The 19,586-nt window shown below is 45.4% G+C and carries 12 protein-coding genes; 8 read left to right on the top strand and 4 right to left on the bottom strand.

Annotation, left to right across the window (positions count from 1 at the left end; all coding sequences use genetic code 11):
- Window positions 1-333: 333 nt before the first annotated feature.
- The 8 genes from HMPREF9009_RS01120 (at window position 334) to HMPREF9009_RS01085 (ending at window position 11,028) form a co-directional block, all read left to right on the top strand.
- Complete coding sequence (locus HMPREF9009_RS01120) at window positions 334-984, top strand: TetR/AcrR family transcriptional regulator (protein WP_008023025.1); 651 nt, start codon at window positions 334-336, stop codon at window positions 982-984.
- A gap of 55 nt (window positions 985-1,039) precedes the next feature.
- Window positions 1,040-2,386: a TolC family protein gene (locus HMPREF9009_RS01115; RefSeq protein WP_049701229.1), complete on the top strand. Its 1,347-nt coding sequence runs from the start codon at window positions 1,040-1,042 to the stop codon at window positions 2,384-2,386.
- Window positions 2,387-2,419: 33 nt separating this feature from the next.
- Window positions 2,420-3,457 (top strand): efflux RND transporter periplasmic adaptor subunit, encoded by a 1,038-nt coding sequence (locus HMPREF9009_RS01110; protein ID WP_008645763.1) that lies wholly within the window; start codon window positions 2,420-2,422, stop codon window positions 3,455-3,457.
- Between the two features lie 114 nt (window positions 3,458-3,571).
- Window positions 3,572-6,730 carry an efflux RND transporter permease subunit gene (locus HMPREF9009_RS01105; protein WP_049701228.1) on the top strand — a complete coding sequence of 1,053 codons (3,159 nt, stop codon included), beginning with the start codon at window positions 3,572-3,574 and terminating at the stop codon, window positions 6,728-6,730.
- Window positions 6,731-6,742: 12 nt separating this feature from the next.
- Window positions 6,743-7,036: a PG0541 family transporter-associated protein gene (locus HMPREF9009_RS01100; protein ID WP_049701227.1), complete on the top strand. Its 294-nt coding sequence runs from the start codon at window positions 6,743-6,745 to the stop codon at window positions 7,034-7,036.
- Window positions 7,037-7,258: 222 nt separating this feature from the next.
- Entirely contained in the window at window positions 7,259-8,650 is a 1,392-nt protein-coding gene (locus HMPREF9009_RS01095) for an SGNH/GDSL hydrolase family protein (RefSeq protein ID WP_049701226.1), read from the top strand.
- Window positions 8,604-9,554, top strand: coding sequence for an SGNH/GDSL hydrolase family protein (locus HMPREF9009_RS01090; RefSeq protein WP_049701225.1), 951 nt, complete (start codon window positions 8,604-8,606; stop codon window positions 9,552-9,554). The genes HMPREF9009_RS01095 and HMPREF9009_RS01090 overlap by 47 nt, the downstream gene beginning before the upstream one ends.
- Window positions 9,541-11,028: an MBOAT family O-acyltransferase gene (locus HMPREF9009_RS01085; protein WP_008023012.1), complete on the top strand. Its 1,488-nt coding sequence runs from the start codon at window positions 9,541-9,543 to the stop codon at window positions 11,026-11,028. Before HMPREF9009_RS01090 ends, HMPREF9009_RS01085 begins: the two co-directional genes overlap by 14 nt.
- Window positions 11,029-11,261: 233 nt before the next feature.
- On the opposite strand, the gene HMPREF9009_RS01080 is transcribed toward HMPREF9009_RS01085, so the two are convergent.
- The 4 genes from HMPREF9009_RS01080 to HMPREF9009_RS01065 are packed head-to-tail and all read right to left on the bottom strand — an operon-like array spanning window position 11,262 to window position 19,465.
- Complete coding sequence (locus tag HMPREF9009_RS01080; protein ID WP_232313557.1) at window positions 11,262-14,405, bottom strand: DUF4906 domain-containing protein; 3,144 nt, start codon at window positions 14,403-14,405, stop codon at window positions 11,262-11,264.
- 38 nt (window positions 14,406-14,443) lie between these two features.
- A complete protein-coding gene (locus HMPREF9009_RS01075; protein ID WP_232313556.1) occupies window positions 14,444-16,903 on the bottom strand; it encodes a DUF4906 domain-containing protein in 2,460 nt (819 codons plus the stop codon).
- 9 nt (window positions 16,904-16,912) lie between these two features.
- Entirely contained in the window at window positions 16,913-18,055 is a 1,143-nt protein-coding gene (locus HMPREF9009_RS01070) for a FimB/Mfa2 family fimbrial subunit (protein ID WP_049701222.1), read from the bottom strand.
- Window positions 18,056-18,076: 21 nt separating this feature from the next.
- On the bottom strand, window positions 18,077-19,465 hold the full coding sequence (locus HMPREF9009_RS01065) for a hypothetical protein (RefSeq protein ID WP_049701221.1): 1,389 nt from the start codon (window positions 19,463-19,465) through the stop codon (window positions 18,077-18,079).
- Window positions 19,466-19,586 lie beyond the last annotated feature (121 nt).

The following is a 19,586-nucleotide window of genomic DNA, read 5'->3' as shown; positions in this document are numbered from 1 at the left end:
TTTTTCGCTTTTCGTTAATAATGGCGACTGTTGTTGCCGGATAAGTGCTGATTCTATCGACATTTATCCGGCATTTGTCGATTATAATCCCTCTGCGGGCGATAAAACTTTACTTCGTATTCCCCTCATTCCTACCTTTGCCCTATGTTTGTTCCGTATTTCCTATTAACACTTGTTTTCATTTTACTCTATTGAATGATAATAATTCCCAAATGGATTATAAATAGATGGAAACTTGATTTGTTAATTGAGTTTTCTATATATCTTTGTTCCGTTTTTCCTTTGGAAATGAAAAGAAAACGAAAACTGCATTTTAATAAAATAGAAAAACGGATGATGGCAGAGCATGGAAAAGACGCTTCCCAACGGGTAGAGTTAAGAGAACGGATCATAACGGCAGCAACAGAAGCTTTTACTTCAAAAGGCATCAAGAGTATTACGATGGACGATATTGCAGCAGCATTAGGAATATCCAAACGTACCCTCTATGAAGTCTTTTCGGATAAAGAATCGTTGTTGAAAGAATGTATACTGAAGGCACAGGCCGACAGAGATAAGTACTTGCAGAAAATCTTTGAACAGTCGCATAATGTGTTAGAGGTAATACTTGCAGTCTTTCAGAAAAGTATTGAGGTGTTCCATCAGACGAATAAACGCTTTTTTGAAGACATCAAGAAATATCCGAAGGTATATGAGATGATGAAGAACCGGCAGGACAGCGATTCGCAGAAAACGATGTCCTTCTTCAAGACGGGAGTAGAGCAGGGCATCTTTCGTCCGGATGTGAACTTCGCTATCGTTAATTTGCTGGTACGAGAGCAGTTTGACGTACTTCTGAATACGGATATCTGCAATGAATATCCTTTCATTGAAGTGTACGAATCCATCATGTTTACTTATATACGCGGCATCTCCACCGAAAAAGGAGCAAAGGTACTGGAAGACTTTATACAAGAATATCGTAAGAACCGCATCGCAGATTAGAGCAAGAGTGAGGTTCTATTGACAAACAAGTAAGATTAAATTAGAAATTCAGTTTATGGACAAGATGAAAAGATTGACAGGTAAGAAGATTCTTCTGGTAGCTGTGGCACTCTGTGCATTTGGTTTTGCAAAGGCACAGGACACACAGGCGGAGAAGAATATACTAACCTTAACCTTAGACAAAGCCCTGGAAATTGCATTGGATGAGAATCCGACAATTAAAGTGGCAGAAGAAGAAGTCGCATTAAAGAAAGTTGCCAGCAAAGAAGCTTGGCAAAGTCTGTTGCCGGAGGCTAGTATTGCCGGTTCGGTAGACCATACCATTAAAGCGGCTGAAATGAAATTGAACGATATGTCGTTCAAGATGGGACAAGACGGTACGAACACCGCGAATGCAGGGTTGAGTATTAATCTGCCACTCTTTGTGCCGGGCGTTTATCGTGCCATGTCGATGACAAAGACGGATATTGAACTGGCAGTAGAGAAGTCACGCGCTTCCAAACTGGATCTCGTGAATCAGGTGAGCAAGGCTTATTATCAGTTGATGCTTGCGCAGGACAGCTATGAAGTGCTTCAAGGCAGTTATAAACTGGCAGAAGATAACTACAATGTGGTGAATGCCAAATATCAGCAGGGAACTGTGAGCGAATATGACAAGATCAGTGCGGAAGTGCAGATGCGCAGTATTAAACCGAACTTGATTTCGGCAGCTAATGCGGTGACTTTGGCTAAGTTGCAGTTGAAAGTCCTGATGGGGATCACAGCCGATGTGGAGATAAAGATTAACGATAGTCTGACCAACTATGAGACGGCCATGTTTGCCAACCAGTTGAGAGAAGAAAATGTAAATCTGGACAACAATACCACCATGAAGCAGTTGGACTTGAACATGAAGTTGCTTGAAAAGAACGTAAAGTCTTTAAAGACAAACTTTATGCCGACTCTTTCAATGAGTTTCTCCTACCAATATCAATCACTGTATAATCCGAATATCAATTTTTTCAATTACAACTGGAGCAACAGTTCCAGCCTGATGTTCAATCTTAGTATACCTTTATATAAAGCAAGTAACTTTACGAAAGTGAAATCCGCCCGTATACAGATGCGCCAGCTCGATTGGAACCGTATTGATACGGAAAGACAATTGAATATGCAGATTGTCAGTTGTCGCAATAACATGAGTGCCAGCACAGAACAGGTAGTCAGCAACAAGGAAAATGTGATGCAGGCAAAGAAAGCGGTAGTGATTGCCGAAAAACGTTATGATGTAGGTAAGGGTACGGTGCTCGAACTGAACAGTTCCCAAGTGTCACTGACACAGGCGCAACTCACCTATAATCAGTCCATATACGATTACCTGGTTGCTAAGGCAGACCTCGATCAGGTTCTGGGAAAAGAATAAAGATAGACAACTAAAAAATTACAATTAAGGAATATGAAAAGAAGTATCCAATTGGTAGCCCTGCTGTTAACTGTGTTTATGGGCTCATGTACAGGTGGAAAAGACAAAGCGGCTGCGGAACATGTGGACGCGAAGCCCATTGTGAAGCTGGCAGACGTAAAAGCCCGTCCCGTAGATCAAATACAAGATTACACAGCAACGGTGGAAGCCGAAGTAAAGAATAATATAGCTCCTTCGTCTCCCGTACGTATCGACCAGATTTTTGTGGAAGTGGGCGACCGCGTATCCAAAGGCCAGAAACTTGTGCAGATGGATGCAGCCAACCTGAAACAGACGAAGCTGCAACTAGATAATCAGGAAATAGAATTCAACCGTATCGACGAATTATATAAAGTGGGCGGTGCGTCCAAATCAGAGTGGGATGCTTCGAAGATGCAACTCGATGTGAAGAAAACCGCTTATAAGAATCTGCTGGAGAATACCTCTTTGCAAAGCCCTATCAACGGTGTGGTCACTGCACGCAACTATGATAATGGCGATATGTACAGCGGTGGAGAACCCGTACTTGTAGTAGAACAGATCACTCCGGTGAAACTCCTGATTAACGTGTCCGAAACCTACTTCACGAAAGTGAAAAAAGGTACTCCTGTCGACGTGAAACTCGATGTATATGGCGATGAAGTATTTACAGGAACCATCAATCTGATTTACCCTACCATAGATGCCACTACCCGTACATTCCAGGTAGAGATCAGACTGGATAATAAAGACCAGCGTGTGCGTCCGGGAATGTTTGCCCGTGCGACATTGAACTTCGGTACAGCAGAAAACGTCGTTGTTCCCGATTTGGCAATCGTTAAGCAGGCAGGTTCCGGTGACCGTTATGTATTCGTTTATAAAGACGGTAAAGTATCTTATAATAAGGTCGAACTGGGTAGACGCATGGGTACGGAGTATGAGTTGAAATCCGGTGTACCGGATAACTCACAGGTGGTAGTTGCCGGACAGTCACGTTTGGTGAATGGTATGGAAGTAGAGGTGGAAGCCTCTTCCCAGTCTTCTTCCAAATAAGAGGTGTTCAGTACCTTTCGCCCGATGCTTTTATTAATTAACCTGATTTCAAAACGATCTTCCGGCTCCCTCTTTTGGGGAGAGGAGCAGGGAGAGGCTTTTAAATAAAATAACATGAGTTTATACGAAGGCGCGGTTAAGAAACCGATTATGACCTCCCTCTGCTTCCTGGCAGTGGTGATTTTTGGTCTTTTCTCTTTGTCCAAGTTACCTATCGACTTGTATCCGGACATTGACACGAATACAATCATGGTAATGACCGCTTATCCCGGAGCAAGTGCTTCGGATATAGAAAATAATGTGACTCGCCCGCTCGAAAATACGTTGAACGCGGTGAGCAACCTGAAACATATTACCTCCCGTTCTTCCGAGAATATGTCATTGATTACATTGGAGTTCGAGTTTGGTAACGATATTGACGTTCTGACCAATGATGTGCGTGATAAACTCGACATGGTAAGTTCGCAGCTTCCCGATGATGTCGAGAATCCGATCATCTTCAAATTTAGTACGGACATGATTCCTATCGTGCTGCTTTCCGTACAGGCCAATGAAAGTCAGTCAGCCCTTTATAAGATATTGGACGACCGTGTGGTAAACCCGCTGGCGCGTATTCCGGGAGTCGGAACCGTGTCTATCAGTGGTGCGCCGCAACGTGAGATTCAGGTCTATTGCGACCCCAATAAACTGGAAGCCTATCACCTGACTATCGAAACAATCAGTTCCATTATCGGCGCCGAGAATAAGAACATTCCCGGTGGTAACTTCGATATCGGTAGTGAAACATACGCGTTGCGTGTAGAAGGTGAATTCGATGATTCCCGACAGTTGGCAGACGTAGTGGTAGGTACGCATAATGGGGCAAATGTCTTTTTGCGTGATGTAGCCCGAATCGTCGATACTGTGGAAGAACGTGCACAGGAAACCTATAACAATGGTGTGCAAGGTGCTATGATTGTTGTTCAGAAACAGTCGGGAGCCAATTCGGTAGAAATCTCCAAGAAAGTGGCCGACGCATTGCCGAGGCTTCAGAAGAACCTGCCGAGTGACGTGAAGATTGGTGTCATTGTCGATACCTCCGACAACATTTTGAACACCATCGACAGTTTGACGGAAACCGTTGTTTATGCCTTGCTCTTCGTTGTCATCGTCGTGTTCCTTTTCCTGGGACGTTGGCGTGCAACATTGATTATCTGTATCACCATTCCGCTTTCGTTGATTGCCTCGTTCATTTACCTGGCTGTTAGTGGAAATACGATTAATATCATCTCGCTTTCGTCGCTTTCTATCGCTATCGGTATGGTAGTGGATGATGCGATTGTGGTACTTGAAAACGTAACGACCCATATCGAGCGTGGCTCCGATCCGAAACAGGCAGCCGTGCACGGAACAAATGAGGTGGCAATTTCCGTAATCGCTTCTACGCTGACCATGATTGCCGTGTTCTTCCCGTTGACAATGGTAAGCGGTATGTCCGGTGTACTTTTCAAACAGTTGGGTTGGATGATGTGTGCCATCATGTTTATTTCTACGGTCGCTGCACTATCTTTAACTCCGATGCTCTGTTCCCAGTTGCTTCGTTTACAGAAGAAACCGTCGAAGATGTTCAAGCTCTTCTTTACTCCAATAGAGAAAGCACTCGACGGGCTCGATACCTGGTATGCGAAGATGCTGAACTGGGCTGTACGTCATCGTCCGATTGTCATTGTGGGATGTATTGCTTTCTTCGTTATCAGTTTAATGTGTGCAAAGGGTATCGGTACGGAGTTCTTCCCGGCACAGGATAACGCCCGTATTGCCGTGAAGTTGGAGCTGCCGATCGGTACACGAAAAGAGATAGCGCAGGAACTTTCAGAGAAGTTGACTAACCAATGGCTGACGAAGTATAAAGACATCATGAAAGTCTGTAACTATACAGTCGGCCAAGCTGACTCTGATAATACCTGGGCATCTATGCAGGACAACGGGTCGCATATTATTTCGTTCAACATCAGTTTGGTGGATCCGGGCGATCGTGATATCACTTTGGAAGCAGTCTGTGATGAGATGCGTGAAGATTTGAAAGCCTATCCGGAATTCAGTAAAGCACAGGTAATCCTCGGAGGTAGCAACACAGGTATGTCCGCACAGGCTAGTGCCGACTTTGAGGTTTACGGATATGATATGACGGTAACCGACAGCGTGGCAGCTCGTCTGAAACGTGAATTGCTGAAAGTGAAAGGTGTGACCGAGGTAAATATCAGCCGTAGTGATTATCAGCCGGAATATCAGGTAGACTTTGACCGTGAAAAACTGGCAATGCATGGTTTGAATCTTTCAACTGCCGGTAACTACCTGCGTAACCGTGTCAATGGTGCGGTAGCGTCTAAATATCGTGAAGACGGAGATGAATATGATATCAAAGTGCGTTATGCGCCCGAATTCCGTACAAGTCTGGAAAGTCTCGAAAATATTCTCATTTACAATGCGCAAGGACAATCCGTTCGTGTGAAAGACGTCGGAAAGGTAGTCGAACGTTTCGCGCCTCCTACCATCGAACGTAAAGACCGCGAACGTATCGTGACCGTTTCCGCAGTAATCTCCGGTGCTCCGTTGGGCGACGTAGTGGCTGCCGGTAATAAAGTGATAGATAAAATGGATCTTCCGGGAGAAGTCACCATTCAGATTTCCGGTTCGTACGAAGACCAGCAAGATTCGTTCCGCGATTTGGGAACACTCGGTATCCTGATTGTGATTCTTGTATTTATCGTGATGGCGGCACAGTTCGAGTCACTGACTTATCCGTTCATCATCATGTTCTCCCTGCCGTTTGCGTTCAGTGGTGTCTTGATGGCGTTATTCTTTACGGGTAGCACGTTAAGTGTCATGAGTTTGTTGGGAGGTATCATGTTGATTGGTATTGTGGTGAAGAACGGTATTGTGCTTATCGACTACATCACTCTTTGTCGAGAGCGCGGACTGGCAGTCCTGAACTCTGTGGTAACAGCAGGTAAGAGCCGTCTCCGTCCGGTACTGATGACTACTGCCACTACCGTTCTCGGTATGATTCCGATGGCTATCGGTGGCGGTCAGGGTTCTGAAATGTGGAGCCCGATGGCGATTGCCGTAATCGGTGGTCTGACAGTATCTACTGTTTTGACGTTGATTCTGATTCCTACGCTGTATTGTGTATTCGCAGGAACAGGTATCAAGAATCGTCGTCGTAAACTCCGTCGTCAACGTGAATTGGATGTTTACTTCCAGGCGAATAAAGACAGTATTATTAAGAAATAATAAAGAAAGAATATGAAATCAGTATTGATAACATTCGATCAGGCTTATTACGAGCGAATCATGGCGTTACTTGACCGTTTGGGATGCCGTGGTTTTACGTACCTCGAAAAAGTACAGGGACGTGGTTCAAAGACAGGCGATCCGCATTTCGGAAGCCATGCCTGGCCAAGTATGTGTTCGGCTATCCTGACGGTAGTCGATGACAGCAAAGTCGATCCGTTGCTCGACACCTTGCATAAGATGGACTTGGAAACGGAGCAATTAGGCTTGCGGGCATTTGTGTGGAACATTGAACGGACTATCTGACCGATGTCCGGCATGTAAATAAGTAAAAAGGGAGAATCTCATAAATAATGTAGATTCTCCCTTCTTTTTTATTGCTTTTCTCTATCTTTGCAGCCTGAAAATGTCCGGCACCGATGAAGCCTCCTCCGGCACCGATGAGGAGATGGTTCGGCACCGAGGAAGAGGTAGCTCGGCACCGGGTAAAAACAAGAACTAAAATAGTGCCTATATCTACTTGTAAAGATGGAGATAATAAAGAATTATTTGAAATATTCGTTGTGGTTCGTACTGATTGTGTTTGCAGTCTTACTCGGGCTTCATTGGCTTCCGGCGCTGACTATTGACGGGCACACGATGAGGCGTGTAGACCTTTTGAGCGACCTTCGTTATCCGGAATCAGAGACTGCCGCAGCTGATTCGGACAGCATCCCTTTGCCTCCTGTTGTAAAACCTGCCTTTGTAGATACCTGTCGTATAGGTATGACTTGCATTGAAGATTACAGTGATTCCACTCTCCGGGGGATGACTCCTTTTTATAAAGCACTCGACCGTGTCTCTTCCGATGACTCCGATGACAAACAGGTGCGTATTGCCGTATTCGGAGATTCCTTTATCGAAGCGGATATCTTTACGGCTGACTTACGCGAAATGCTTCAGAAACAATTCGGCGGTTGTGGTGTAGGTTTTGTTACCATCACTTCCATGACAAGCGGTTACCGTCCTACGGTGCGACATACGTTTGGCGGATGGTCCAGTCATGCGGTAACAGACAGTGTCTATTTCGATAAGAAGAAACAAGGCATATCCGGTCATTATTTCGTTCCCCGCAACGGAGCTTATGTAGAACTGCGCGGGCAAAATAAATATGCCTCCCTGCTCGATACTTGCCAGCGTGCCTCCATCTTCTTCCATAGCAGAGACTCCGTCCTCCTTTCTGCCCGTGTGAACAAAGGAGAAAACAAGAATTATTCATTAGGCCCTTCCGACGGATTGCAGCAAATCCAGGTGGACGGGCGCATCGGCTCTATCCGTTGGACAGTAGACCGTGCAGACTCTACATTGTTCTATGGTTTGGCAATGGATGGAAAGAAAGGAATCATTCTCGACAACTTCTCGTTGCGTGGCAGTTCCGGTCTTTCTCTGCGGGGCATTCCTCCACAAATGTTGAAACAGTTTAACCGTCAACGTCCTTACGACCTTATTATCCTCGAATATGGTTTGAATGTAGCTACCGAACGGGGACGTAATTATGATAACTATCAAAAAGGACTGCTCACAGCTATCGAGCATTTGAAAGAATGTTTCCCACAAGCAGGAATCCTGTTGTTGAGCGTCGGCGACCGTGATTCTAAAAACGAGAACGGTGAACTTCGTACCATGCCCGGTGTGAAGAATCTGATTCGTTATCAGCAGAACATTGCCGCCGAAAGCGGCATCGCCTTTTGGAATATGTTTGAAGCCATGGGTGGAGAAGGCAGCATGGCAAAACTGGTGCATGCCAAACCTTCTATGGCAAACTACGATTATACACATATAAACTTCCGTGGCGGCAAGCATTTGGCGGGACTACTTTATGAAACGATGATTTATGGTAAGGAACAATACGACAGGAGGCGTGCTTATGAGCAAGAATAATCTGCAGTCTGTCTTTATTCTTATTCTCGCCGGTATGTTGAGTGTTCCTTGTTTCCTTGCGGAAGCAATCGCACAAGATCGTATACCTGTATGTCCTCCGCCGGGAAAGGTCGCAAAACTTATAAAGCCCTTACGGGAAATGAACTGGGCGAATGATACGATCACTGTACAGATATCCTTCCCTTCAGCTTTCCGCGAAACCGGTCGGAATGAGATTATTGACAGTATTGCTCTGCTGGCTCCCGTCTTTGAGCATCTCCGTCAGGTGCGTGCCGGACTCTCCGAAGATACAGTCCGTATCGTTCATATTGGCGACAGCCATGTACGTGGGCATATCTACCCTCAAACCACCGGTACCCGTTTGACAGAAACTTTCGGTGCTGTTTCTTATATAGATAAAGGCGTCAACGGAGCTACTTGCCTTACCTTTACCCATCCGGATCGTATTGCCGAAATCGCCGCCCTGAAGCCCGAATTGCTGATTCTCTCTTTCGGAACCAATGAAAGCCATAACCGGCGTTATAATATAAATGTGCACTACAATCAGATGGATGAACTGGTGAAACTGTTGCGCGACAGTCTTCCTAACGTACCCATTCTTCTGACTACCCCTCCCGGTTCTTATGAAAGTTTCCGGCAGCGAAGGCGTAGACGCACGTATGTCATCAATCCACGTACAGCGACAGCAGCGGAAACCATTCGTCGTTATGCAAAAGACCATCGTCTGCTCGTGTGGGATATGTACGATGTAGTCGGAGGGAAGCGCCGTGCCTGCACGAACTGGACAGACGCAAAACTGATGCGCCCCGATCATGTACATTATTTACCCGAAGGATACATCCTGCAAGGAAATTTATTATACCAAGCACTTATCAAAGCATATAATGACTATGTTTCCCATTGATATAGATTTCAGTAGACTGAAAGAGGTACTTACCTACGATCCGCAAGCGCCAATGATATTCAGCAGCGGTATCTTCCTTTGGTTGTTCGCTGCTTTCATGGTGGTGTATGTGTTGTTACAACGCAAATACACCGCCCGTATCATGTTTGTTACTCTCTTCTCCTATTATTTTTACTATAAGAGTAGCGGCACCTATTTTTTCCTGCTTGCCATAGTCACCGTTGCCGACTTCTTCCTTGCGCAGCTTATGGATCGTGCAGAGGGTTATTGGAAACGTAAAGGATTGGTTGCTTTGAGTTTGGGAGTTAATTTAGGACTTCTTGTCTATTTCAAATATACCAATTTTCTGGGTGGAGTGATTGCGTCATTGATGGGAGGAGAATTTACCGCTCTCGATATATTCCTGCCGGTCGGCATCTCCTTTTTCACTTTCCAGTCGTTAAGCTACACCATTGATGTTTACCGAAGAGATATAAAACCATTAACCAATCTTTTGGACTATGCCTTTTACGTATCTTTCTTCCCCCAATTGGTGGCAGGCCCTATTGTGCGTGCCCGCGACTTTATCCCGCAAATCCGGAAACCCTTATTCGTTTCGCAGGAGATGTTCGGACGCGGAATCTTTCTGATCGTTTCCGGTCTTTTCAAGAAAGCCATCATATCCGATTATATCAGTATCAACTTTGTAGAACGTATTTTTGACAATCCTACTCTCTATTCCGGTGTTGAGAATCTGATGGGAGTCTATGGTTATGCTTTGCAAATTTACTGTGACTTTTCCGGATATAGCGACATGGCTATCGGTATCGCCTTATTATTAGGCTTCCATTTCAATCTCAACTTTAATTCACCTTATAAGTCTGCCTCTATTACGGAATTTTGGCGTCGTTGGCACATCTCTTTATCCAGTTGGCTAAAAGATTATTTATACATTTCTCTGGGAGGAAACCGAAAAGGTAAATTCCGGCAATATCTCAACTTGATAATTACCATGTTCTTGGGCGGTCTGTGGCATGGTGCATCTTGGAATTTCGTACTGTGGGGAACCTTCCACGGTGTTGCTTTAGCATTGCATAAAATGTGGATGACAATCACCGGACGTAAGAAAGGAGAGGAGAGTCACGGTTGGCGCCGTGTGTTTGGAGTAATTATCACTTTCCATTTTGTCTGCTTCTGCTGGATATTCTTCCGCAATGCCGATTTCCAGAATTCAATGGATATGCTGGGACAGATATTCACCACTTTCCGTCCGCAACTGTTCCCGCAATTACTAGAAGGATATTGGAAAGTGTTTGCGTTGATGTTGCTTGGCTTCCTGCTTCATTTTGCTCCCGATAGTTGGGAAAATGCAGTTTGTCGAGGAGTGATCCGTTTGCCTTTCGTAGGAAAAGCTGTTTTGATGGTAGCTTTGATTTATCTGGTTATTCAGATGAAGAGTTCGGAGATTCAGCCGTTCATATATTTCCAATTCTAATTAGTTGAATTTACTTTTGTACATTGGTTTAAAACCAAGAATCCGTTTCTCACCGAGAAACAAGTGTTTCCACACCGAGGAAACTACAGTTTCTCGGTGAGGAACAAATTGTTGGTTAAAATGCGGAAATGAAGTTTCCAATAAGTTTCTCTAATAAATCTACCCCTGCACTGTTGTATGGCAAAGGTAGACTTATTAGAGAAATTATAAAATATCGATTGGCTTTGCTGTTGCTAATTCAACGGAATGTCTTTGATGCAACGTAGCCGATTTCTATCTGTAGAGGTTTTATTAGCACCTTCGTATATAGTAAGACCATAATTTACATCAATAAGACCACTCGTGGCTTTGTCTAGAGAGTATGAAGTAGAACTTTGTTCTGTGGAACTCCAATATCCATTACTGAGATAATTCGCCGCTTTTGCCTCGTATAACTTCTGAAAACCTGTTTCTGAAGAAAACTGTTCTAATTCGTGAGCGAATACTAAAATCATGGATAATTCTCGACTATTTGGCACGCGCCAACTTCCGGGCTCGTCTTTCCCGCTCTTACCTTTATAGGCATAACATCCGGTATTCATTGCTTTTGATGGGATATTCCAGCCTTGACTATTGGCAGTATTGAGTCTTCCGTTCGCTTCAGCCCAAGTCATTGTGATACTATTGGATTGTGGAGTACCTTCAGTGTCTTGAAGTATACTGCTTGCAGAGTTACTTTTCGTGTCGCCATCATTATATACGTCTGTAGGTGATACGATAAATCTTGGTGAAGAAAAAGAGGACACTAAAGTTTGGAGTGTGACGGTAGTAGTAGTCTTACTCGGCGGATAATTTTTTCTTCCGCGGAAAACTTTTTTACCTAATGGTTGGGAAGCATCTTTTTGAGGGTTCTCCGGGTCATATTCCGTACCTTTTGTAGAATAACTGTATAGGTCCAGTTCCTCATATAGCTCGGTTTTCCCTTCTGCAGTGGTTCTATCTGTGATTCCGTAAGGCAGAGTTGATAAATCTATCAGGGCATAGGTGTCTCCATTGTCTATATATGTGGTTACTTTGGTTCCTGTTTTTCTTTCTGGAGGAACAGGTATGTCTCTGACACAACGAACCAATTTCCAACTGTTTTTACCTGTGTTGCTGGAATACCAGCCTCCCCCCTCCATCATCCAACCGGGAGCATAGGTTGCAGTACGTTCCGATGCTAATGCGTTCGGGGCATCATAAATGATAGTTCCTGCGGAGGTCAGTATCCCGAATGCCTGATATGTGGATGGCAGATACCATTCAAATTCATTCTTTTCAGGATCATCCGGTAGATAATCTATCACACCGTTTCCGTTTTTATCTCTGTTTAAATCATGACAGAATCTTGCATGGAAACTATTATAATAATTATATTGATATAAATCTATATTACCATTGATTTTCCGCATAGGTGGAATGATGCTTGCTTGCCCATTATTAACAACATAGTTCTTAGGGTTTGTTGCTAAATTGAATGTTGCTTGCTTGCCGTTCATAAAACTGCAGTAGTTTGTCTCGGGATTTTCTCCTTCCCATACATAATTGGTCATGACATTATAATATCCGGAGTACATGTAGAGTGCTGTTGCTATTTCATCGTCAATTTGGAAATTATTCTCATTAAATGCATCAATGATGAGTCCCTCTGTGTATTGTCCATTCTCTATTTCACCGCCAAATAGACCGACATAATGTCCTTGTTTTTGCTTAATGGTATACTTCCCTTCTCGTTTTTGGGAGGTTCCTTCAGCGGTAATATCTTCGGTCGTTACTTTTACATAGAGAGTTCGTTCAGATACGAAATTGGTCGGCAGGTAGTTTGTAGCAGCATTATAAACCTTGTTTCTATCGAATTCGGGGTCTGTAATCACTCCATTCTCGTCAGTGATATACTCGTCTGCATATAGGTATAGTTTGAACCGTGTCGGTACGAAAATATTAGTTTCTATCTGGTTTGTGAGCACATTTGCGCCACCATTACGTACCACCTCCGTATAATTGGGGTATGCTGACAGTTGAAGCCAGTTTTCCGTTGCAGAGTTCATGTTGGCTAATTGCGTACATTGTGCATCCTTATAAATGCCGACAGTCACCTTACGCCCTTGTGCATAGATGATAACAGGCCGCCATCCGTAGTGAGCGTCAAAATATACATTGGTTTTTCCGGTTATTGTTCCAGTTCCGCTTCCGCTGCTTGTGGGATAGGAAGAGGATGAAAGATAAACTTTCTGGACGGCTGTGTAGGAGCGGATACGTCCGTCATTAAGATCTACAGAATTGATGATTGTTCGAAGATCATAGTAGCTGTTTATTTCCACATCGAAATTGTTTGTGTTGTTATTTCCAACGTATATCTGGTGAACTGTATAGAGCTTTCGGTCACTTTTAGAATATGACCACGCTTCGATATTTGTGCCGGCTTCGGGTGCTTTTCCCGATCCGTCAGTCACTTTCCGATATCTGTCTCTTTCTGATACTATATCTGATATGGTTCCTTGTTTATTTTGCGCAACATACCATTGCGATGTGAAGAAACCATCCGTGTCCTTGTCCGCATCCCCGAAAGCATTGTCGCTTTCCAGGTCTGCCATCGGGATATTGTCTATTACGTCTTTATCTGCTGATGCGGGATTGATACACAGTTTGGTTGGTACTTTGAGCAGTCTCATGCCTTCAAGCGTGTTTTCCGTGACATCGAATTTGTGCTTCAGTGTGATGCGTGATACCAGACGTTTGACTTCTATGCCACCGGAGAAACCATCAGGTGTGCCGTAAACAATCTCACCGTTGTCGCTATTTCCTGTTTTATTTACGCTGATACCTTTCGCGGCTCCGGCGTATGGGATTTCGCTCTCATTGGTTATCCGCGAATAATAGAGTCCGTTTCTGTTGTCGACATAGTCCAGTTGCAGGTTTTCAAGTTCCTTGATAGTCCGTACTTCCATCAGATTGCTCGCTACGGTTACTTTTTTGCCAAGTGCTACAATGTAGAGTGTCTGGTCAGTACCTACACGTAGCGTGACGTTTAATAGAGCCATTTCGTTTACCATCGTCACCTGGTCGGATACTTGCTGGGGCGAACCATGTATGGAGCCGTCACTATGAAACTGAAATAACCACAGATTATATAGCTCTGCCACCTCACCCGACCGCGTTTTTGTCAGAGACGCCTCTTTGAAGAATTCTACAGAGAAAGCATTATCAGTGGACATACTTCTCGATTGTAGTTCCTGCGGACTCGAAGCCGGAGGTATCTTAAAGCTAAGTTCTACTTTTACGCTTTCGCCTTCTTCTCCATTGCGGGAGGATGACAAAAGTTCTTCTCTGACACATGAGGTCAGAGTCATTATTGCCATTACTATGATTATGTTTGTTATTCTGTTTCTCATTGTCACTAATTATTTTGGTAATAAGAATCTGATGTTATCTCGCGATATCCCAAACTGCTTTCGTTCATGTATACATGAAATACCAGTCCGATAACATCCGGCGTATTATTAGGGAGGATGTTCAGTTCCACCTCATATTCACGTTGGCTTTCATTTATAGTGGTGGCGATTGTGCTTTCTTCACCACGGGAAGCACCAAGATAGGTATATCGAACTTTAAGTTCAGCCCCTACAGGCATAGGTACGTCATCAGGAGTGAGTTCAATATGTATGGTATACTTGCCTCCCTCTTTTTTAATTCTATTATTATCTTCCAGATTATTGATACTTAGTTTTCCGCTGATGCTATATCCATTCTGTTTTATAGTGAAATAATAAGTATTCTCTTCACCGGTGAAGTGCATGGAAGTGAATTTTACTCCAAAAGTGCGGCTTTCGTTTCTTGATTCTCTGCGCGCAATGTACGCTTTGGGAGTCTGGGTATAAGAACCTTCGATTTCGTGCGTCACTCCTATGGCTAAAGGAGCGAATGAGAAGTCATCGAAATCGATGGAGGTTCCTACGTGGTCTCCGCTCTTGATAAGTTCCATTTTCCAGTATGGCACGTTGCTGTCTATATAGAAAGGAAGTCCGTTGACGGCTGCCCCCTTATAGTCTACGGAAGTAGGAGGATTGATTGTTATACGAGCTTCAGGAATGCTGTTTCTTACGCAACGAACGGTATATCCTTGTCCGGGAGCGGCTGCGTCGAGTGCTGCTGCTGTCGGATTCCGGCTGTCGAAGGAGAATGCCTTGTTGCTTTCCGTGCTCCAATAGTTTCCCTTGTAATTATGGGAGGAAACCAGCACTCCGCTTTCATTGCGGTACTTGACGTTGGGTATCAGCAGTTCATGAAAAGAACAGTATCCATTATCATTTTCGCTGCCTGTCCCGTTTGCTGCCTTTATCAATGTGGCATATTCGGTAGGATTGGCCATGTGCCACTGTTGGTTGTCTACCTTCCCTTCCACACCTATCTGATGAGGGGATAATGCTGCCAGACGGCAGGGATCTCCCTTACCCTGTGCTACCAGTTCGGGCGTATTCCCTGACGGGATATTGCTCGCATCCGTGATATAAGGGACATCATTCCAGCTACCGATACCCGTCACATTGAAATTTCCGGGATACCAGATTACATCATTGGTCGCTTCAACAGCCGTCGGGGCAGTGAACCCCTGCTCTGCAGTAGCTATAGCATCATTTCCGGTAGCTATCAGGCTGCCGTATTTGAACAGGGCATCGTGGTAGGCGTCGCCTTTATATACTTTAAGTATGCCGGAATAAGCCGTGTAGTCACTCCACACATTGACATTCTTGTTGAAGTCCGCCTCCCGGTCACTCACGATGACCAGTCCTTCTACCGGAGCCCAATTAACCGCGATATTGTACAGTTTGACAGGTTCAATCACCACATAGATGCCTTTGCTGCCTATTTGCTTAATTGTAGCATACACATTGTAATTGGTATTACGAAGGAGCCTGAAATTAGCATCTCCTTCACGAAGCAGTATCTTGTACGTAGTGGGTATGCCCCCGTAGGTTGCGTTGATAAATATATAAGCGGCATAATCTGGGTCGGCGGCTTTTGTCTCGTCGTCTGCTCCATCCTTATAGAACGATTTTTCCGCAATAATGGCGGTAGGAAAGGGGTGGTACTGTTTGCCGTTGTACTCTTTGCCTCCCCCGGATGCGGAAATTGTAAATTCGGGACCGTTGAAGAGATTCAGATTGGTATTGTCGGTATCCTGTTGGTCTATCAGATAACTGTAACGCGGTATATTGCTAACCTGCACGTTGCTGATTTTTATTTCTTCCGTCACCGCATCGTCCTGTCGCAAAAACACGGATACTTGCGACATCACGCGGGGCATATCGATGCTTGCGGTTGTGGATGCTGTCGTGAAATCACCTTTGTATCTGCCGCCTTCCGAATTGTATACGGGGCGCAGTTGCGCCATTCCTTGTCCGGACGTCGTTCCCGGTTGAATCTTTATCTCTCCCAGATTGGCCAACGGCATATTGCCGGAGGTCAGCGCGCTGCTTTGCCAGTCGAATCCGGCGCCGTCGATATCCGTACGCTTCGTCACGGCATTCAGTTTCTCCGTCAGTTCGGGCGTCTCGTTGATGATGGCGGCGAAATAATATACTCCCGGGCTGACAGCAAGATTGAACAACCCGCTGTCGTCAATGTTCAGCGTCCCGTTGGAAGTGGTATAATTATTTAATAATGTCTCATTCTGAAAGAGCATGAAACGCACTTTCTCTATGGTCACTCCCTCCACCACGCTGCCGGTAAGGGCTTTGGTCTTTATCTGTACGGTCACTTTCTCTGCTTCAGGCAGGTTCATCACAGCGGATTCTTTGGCGCAGCCCGACAGGAGCGCGGCCGCGGCCAATGCCAGTATTCTATATCTTATTCTCATTTTCATATCCTATTCAGCAGGTTTCACGTTCACAATTTCCCATTCTCCGATAAAGATTCTGATGTCCAGGTTGGGACCGATGCGTACTTCCACCGGATGTTCGTATATCCGGTCGAAATCGCTCTGCGATTGGTAGATATACGCTCCCGTGTCGGGGTTGCGTGCCTTGAACAGCATACTGACGATGTCAATCGGCTGTTCCGGAATCCTGCGTCCGCCGGGTGTCTCGATATATAAAAGCACCGGGCGGTCCATTGTCAGCCGCAATACCTTGATGTCGGCAGAGAGCGTGTTCGCGTCCATCAATGTCTTGAATGGAGAGTAGCGGACGGAGCGGGTGTACCCGTCAAATGTGTTGTCGGACTTATACCTCTCGTCGGTAGCAACCGCCCACAGTTTGAAGTCCGTATCCCGGTTCGCGGCGGGCGTGTCCCGGACTTCCGGCGTGAGATGTTCCAGTCCGCTTAAAGTGACTTTCAGTAGGTTGGTGTTGCGGATCAGTTCGATGCGGCGTGCGGTGACCACGCTGTTTTTAACTTCCACGGTTTCATAGGTATACATATCGCTTTGGGGATGGCGGGAGCCTGCCGCGCCATACCACAGGTCGTTTATCTCCTCTGCTTCCGGAACAAGTTCTTCGGGCAGTCCGGATGCCGTCCGGCATTTTAAGAACATATAGAGGTCGTCCGCCATTGTCGCTCCCAGCGTGACGTCTTTCCTTAAATTATGGCTTGCCGGATTTTTCATTTCTCCATGAAAATAAGTAGTGTTGTCTTTCTGCCCGTTATCCGCCCATGATATAATTCTGTATTTTCCCGGCGGCACTTTATCCAGATTCATCACATACTCGTCAGAGAGCTTTCCCCACGGGTTCGGTTTTGACACCGTCTGTATCTGTCCGTTTTGCAGGTAACTATATTCCAGTTTGTCTCCGTTGTCTGTCGCGTGGAGTTGAAGTATGCCCTCCGTGTCAAACAGGTACACGTGAATCCGCCGCACCTTTTCGCCGAAGAGATTGCCGTTGCCGGTATGATGGGTGAAGTAGAAATCGAGTCTGAGTCCCGAAAAGCAATCTTCCGTGTTCTCTTTGGTGCATCCTGCGAAAAGAGATGCAGTAATCAGGAGTATTCCTATGAAATATGTTTTATTCATTCTTTCTTTTATTTTCTCCGGTTAAAGTTCTACTTCCAAGTCTTTGTCTCTCCACTTGGAGACACGAAGCCCGAGTGCTAGATCTGCGCCTTCAGGTTCGGGCACGTGAGACGTCTGATCGAAATCTTTGATGATGGGATCTGACTCCGTCACTTTATCGCCATCGGTAATGCGAACGTCCAAACCCAATGACCATGGGGTGATAACGACATCATCAAGGTCGAGGGAATAGCAATACCCCGGCTTAAATGCGTTGATAATTTCATTATTACTTTTGTCGCTGAATGCCCTGACCGTCAGCCAGCGTTTTATCTTATCGGTACTAAAGCCCATAATCAGATGAGGCATTCCGTCTTTGATTTGTTGCAAAGTAGCGTCTGCCGCCACCGATTGGGGAAAAAGATGAAAAGCGTTCACCTTTGTAGTCTCTGATGTTCTTGCGTCATACATATTGGACTGCTGTCCTCCTTTCTTGTATTCAGCAAAACCTGTGGTCATGTTCCAGTCGGAGATACCATCGTTTGTATTCTTTATGATAGTGGCGGCGTTGAGGCTCGGCTTGAAATAATTCATATAAAAATAGAATCCGGTTGGCGTGCTGTTGATATCGAAGCCGTCGGGGAAGGGCGACCGGATGAGCCGGACACGATAGGAATAGATAGCGGCAGCGGTAGCGTTCGTTCCGTATTTCTTCCTGAAATTCTCCCGCGCGCCTGCTTCGGCTACGGTGATATCGGCTTCGGTGAAGTTCTTGATTTTGTCTCTGCCTGCGGTTCCGTCCGTCCAGTCGAATGAAGCGCCTGTGGTTGCAGGGTTGGTGACCACGATTTCGCCCGGTATGATTTCAAACCGGCTCAATACGGGAGCCACTTCCACGATGGCTTTCACCTTGACGGAGAAAGGATCCGATTCCTCGGGGATGACGATAATTTCTTTGGTAACTCCTTCGTAAGGAATCTCTGTCCGGTTCATGGTAGGGGCGGGCGGGTCGTCCTGGCTGCTCACCTGTAACTGGTTGATAAGCGGATTCTCCTCTTTAAACCGGTTTATCGTCACTTTCACGTATTGGGTTGTTACCGGAATCTTGGGTATGGAGAGTCTTGCCAACTCTCCGGTGGCGGTATTCCTGATGCCTGCAATCTCTGCATCGGTGGCTGTATAAGTGAATATAGGAGCGGCTTCAAGAGATTTATATAAATCGACTTTCAGCGTTTTTACCTCTGTAAAAGGCAATACATATTCTTTGCCGTCGTTGCCGGTGATGGGGTCGTCTACGGCTCTGGTGGAGACGCTGCCTAACGATAAATTAATTTGTAGCTCGATGCCGGAGTCTTCCGGCGAAGCAACGCGGCTCTCCTGGCTACAACCTGTCAGCATGGCAATCAACCCTACGAAAAAGACTTTTCTCATAATTCTGCATCAAAAAATGAATCTCATACTAACCGTTACAGGGTGCGGTTATCACCCGTTACCGTCATTCTTTCCGGGGGAAGGGAGACGGCTTTGTGAAGGGAAGTGGTAATCAGCCACG

It is taken from the genome of Bacteroides sp. 3_1_13, assembly GCF_001185845.1.
Lineage (GTDB): Bacteria > Bacteroidota > Bacteroidia > Bacteroidales > Bacteroidaceae > Bacteroides > Bacteroides xylanisolvens.
This window is presented reverse-complemented; position numbering and strand designations above follow the sequence as displayed.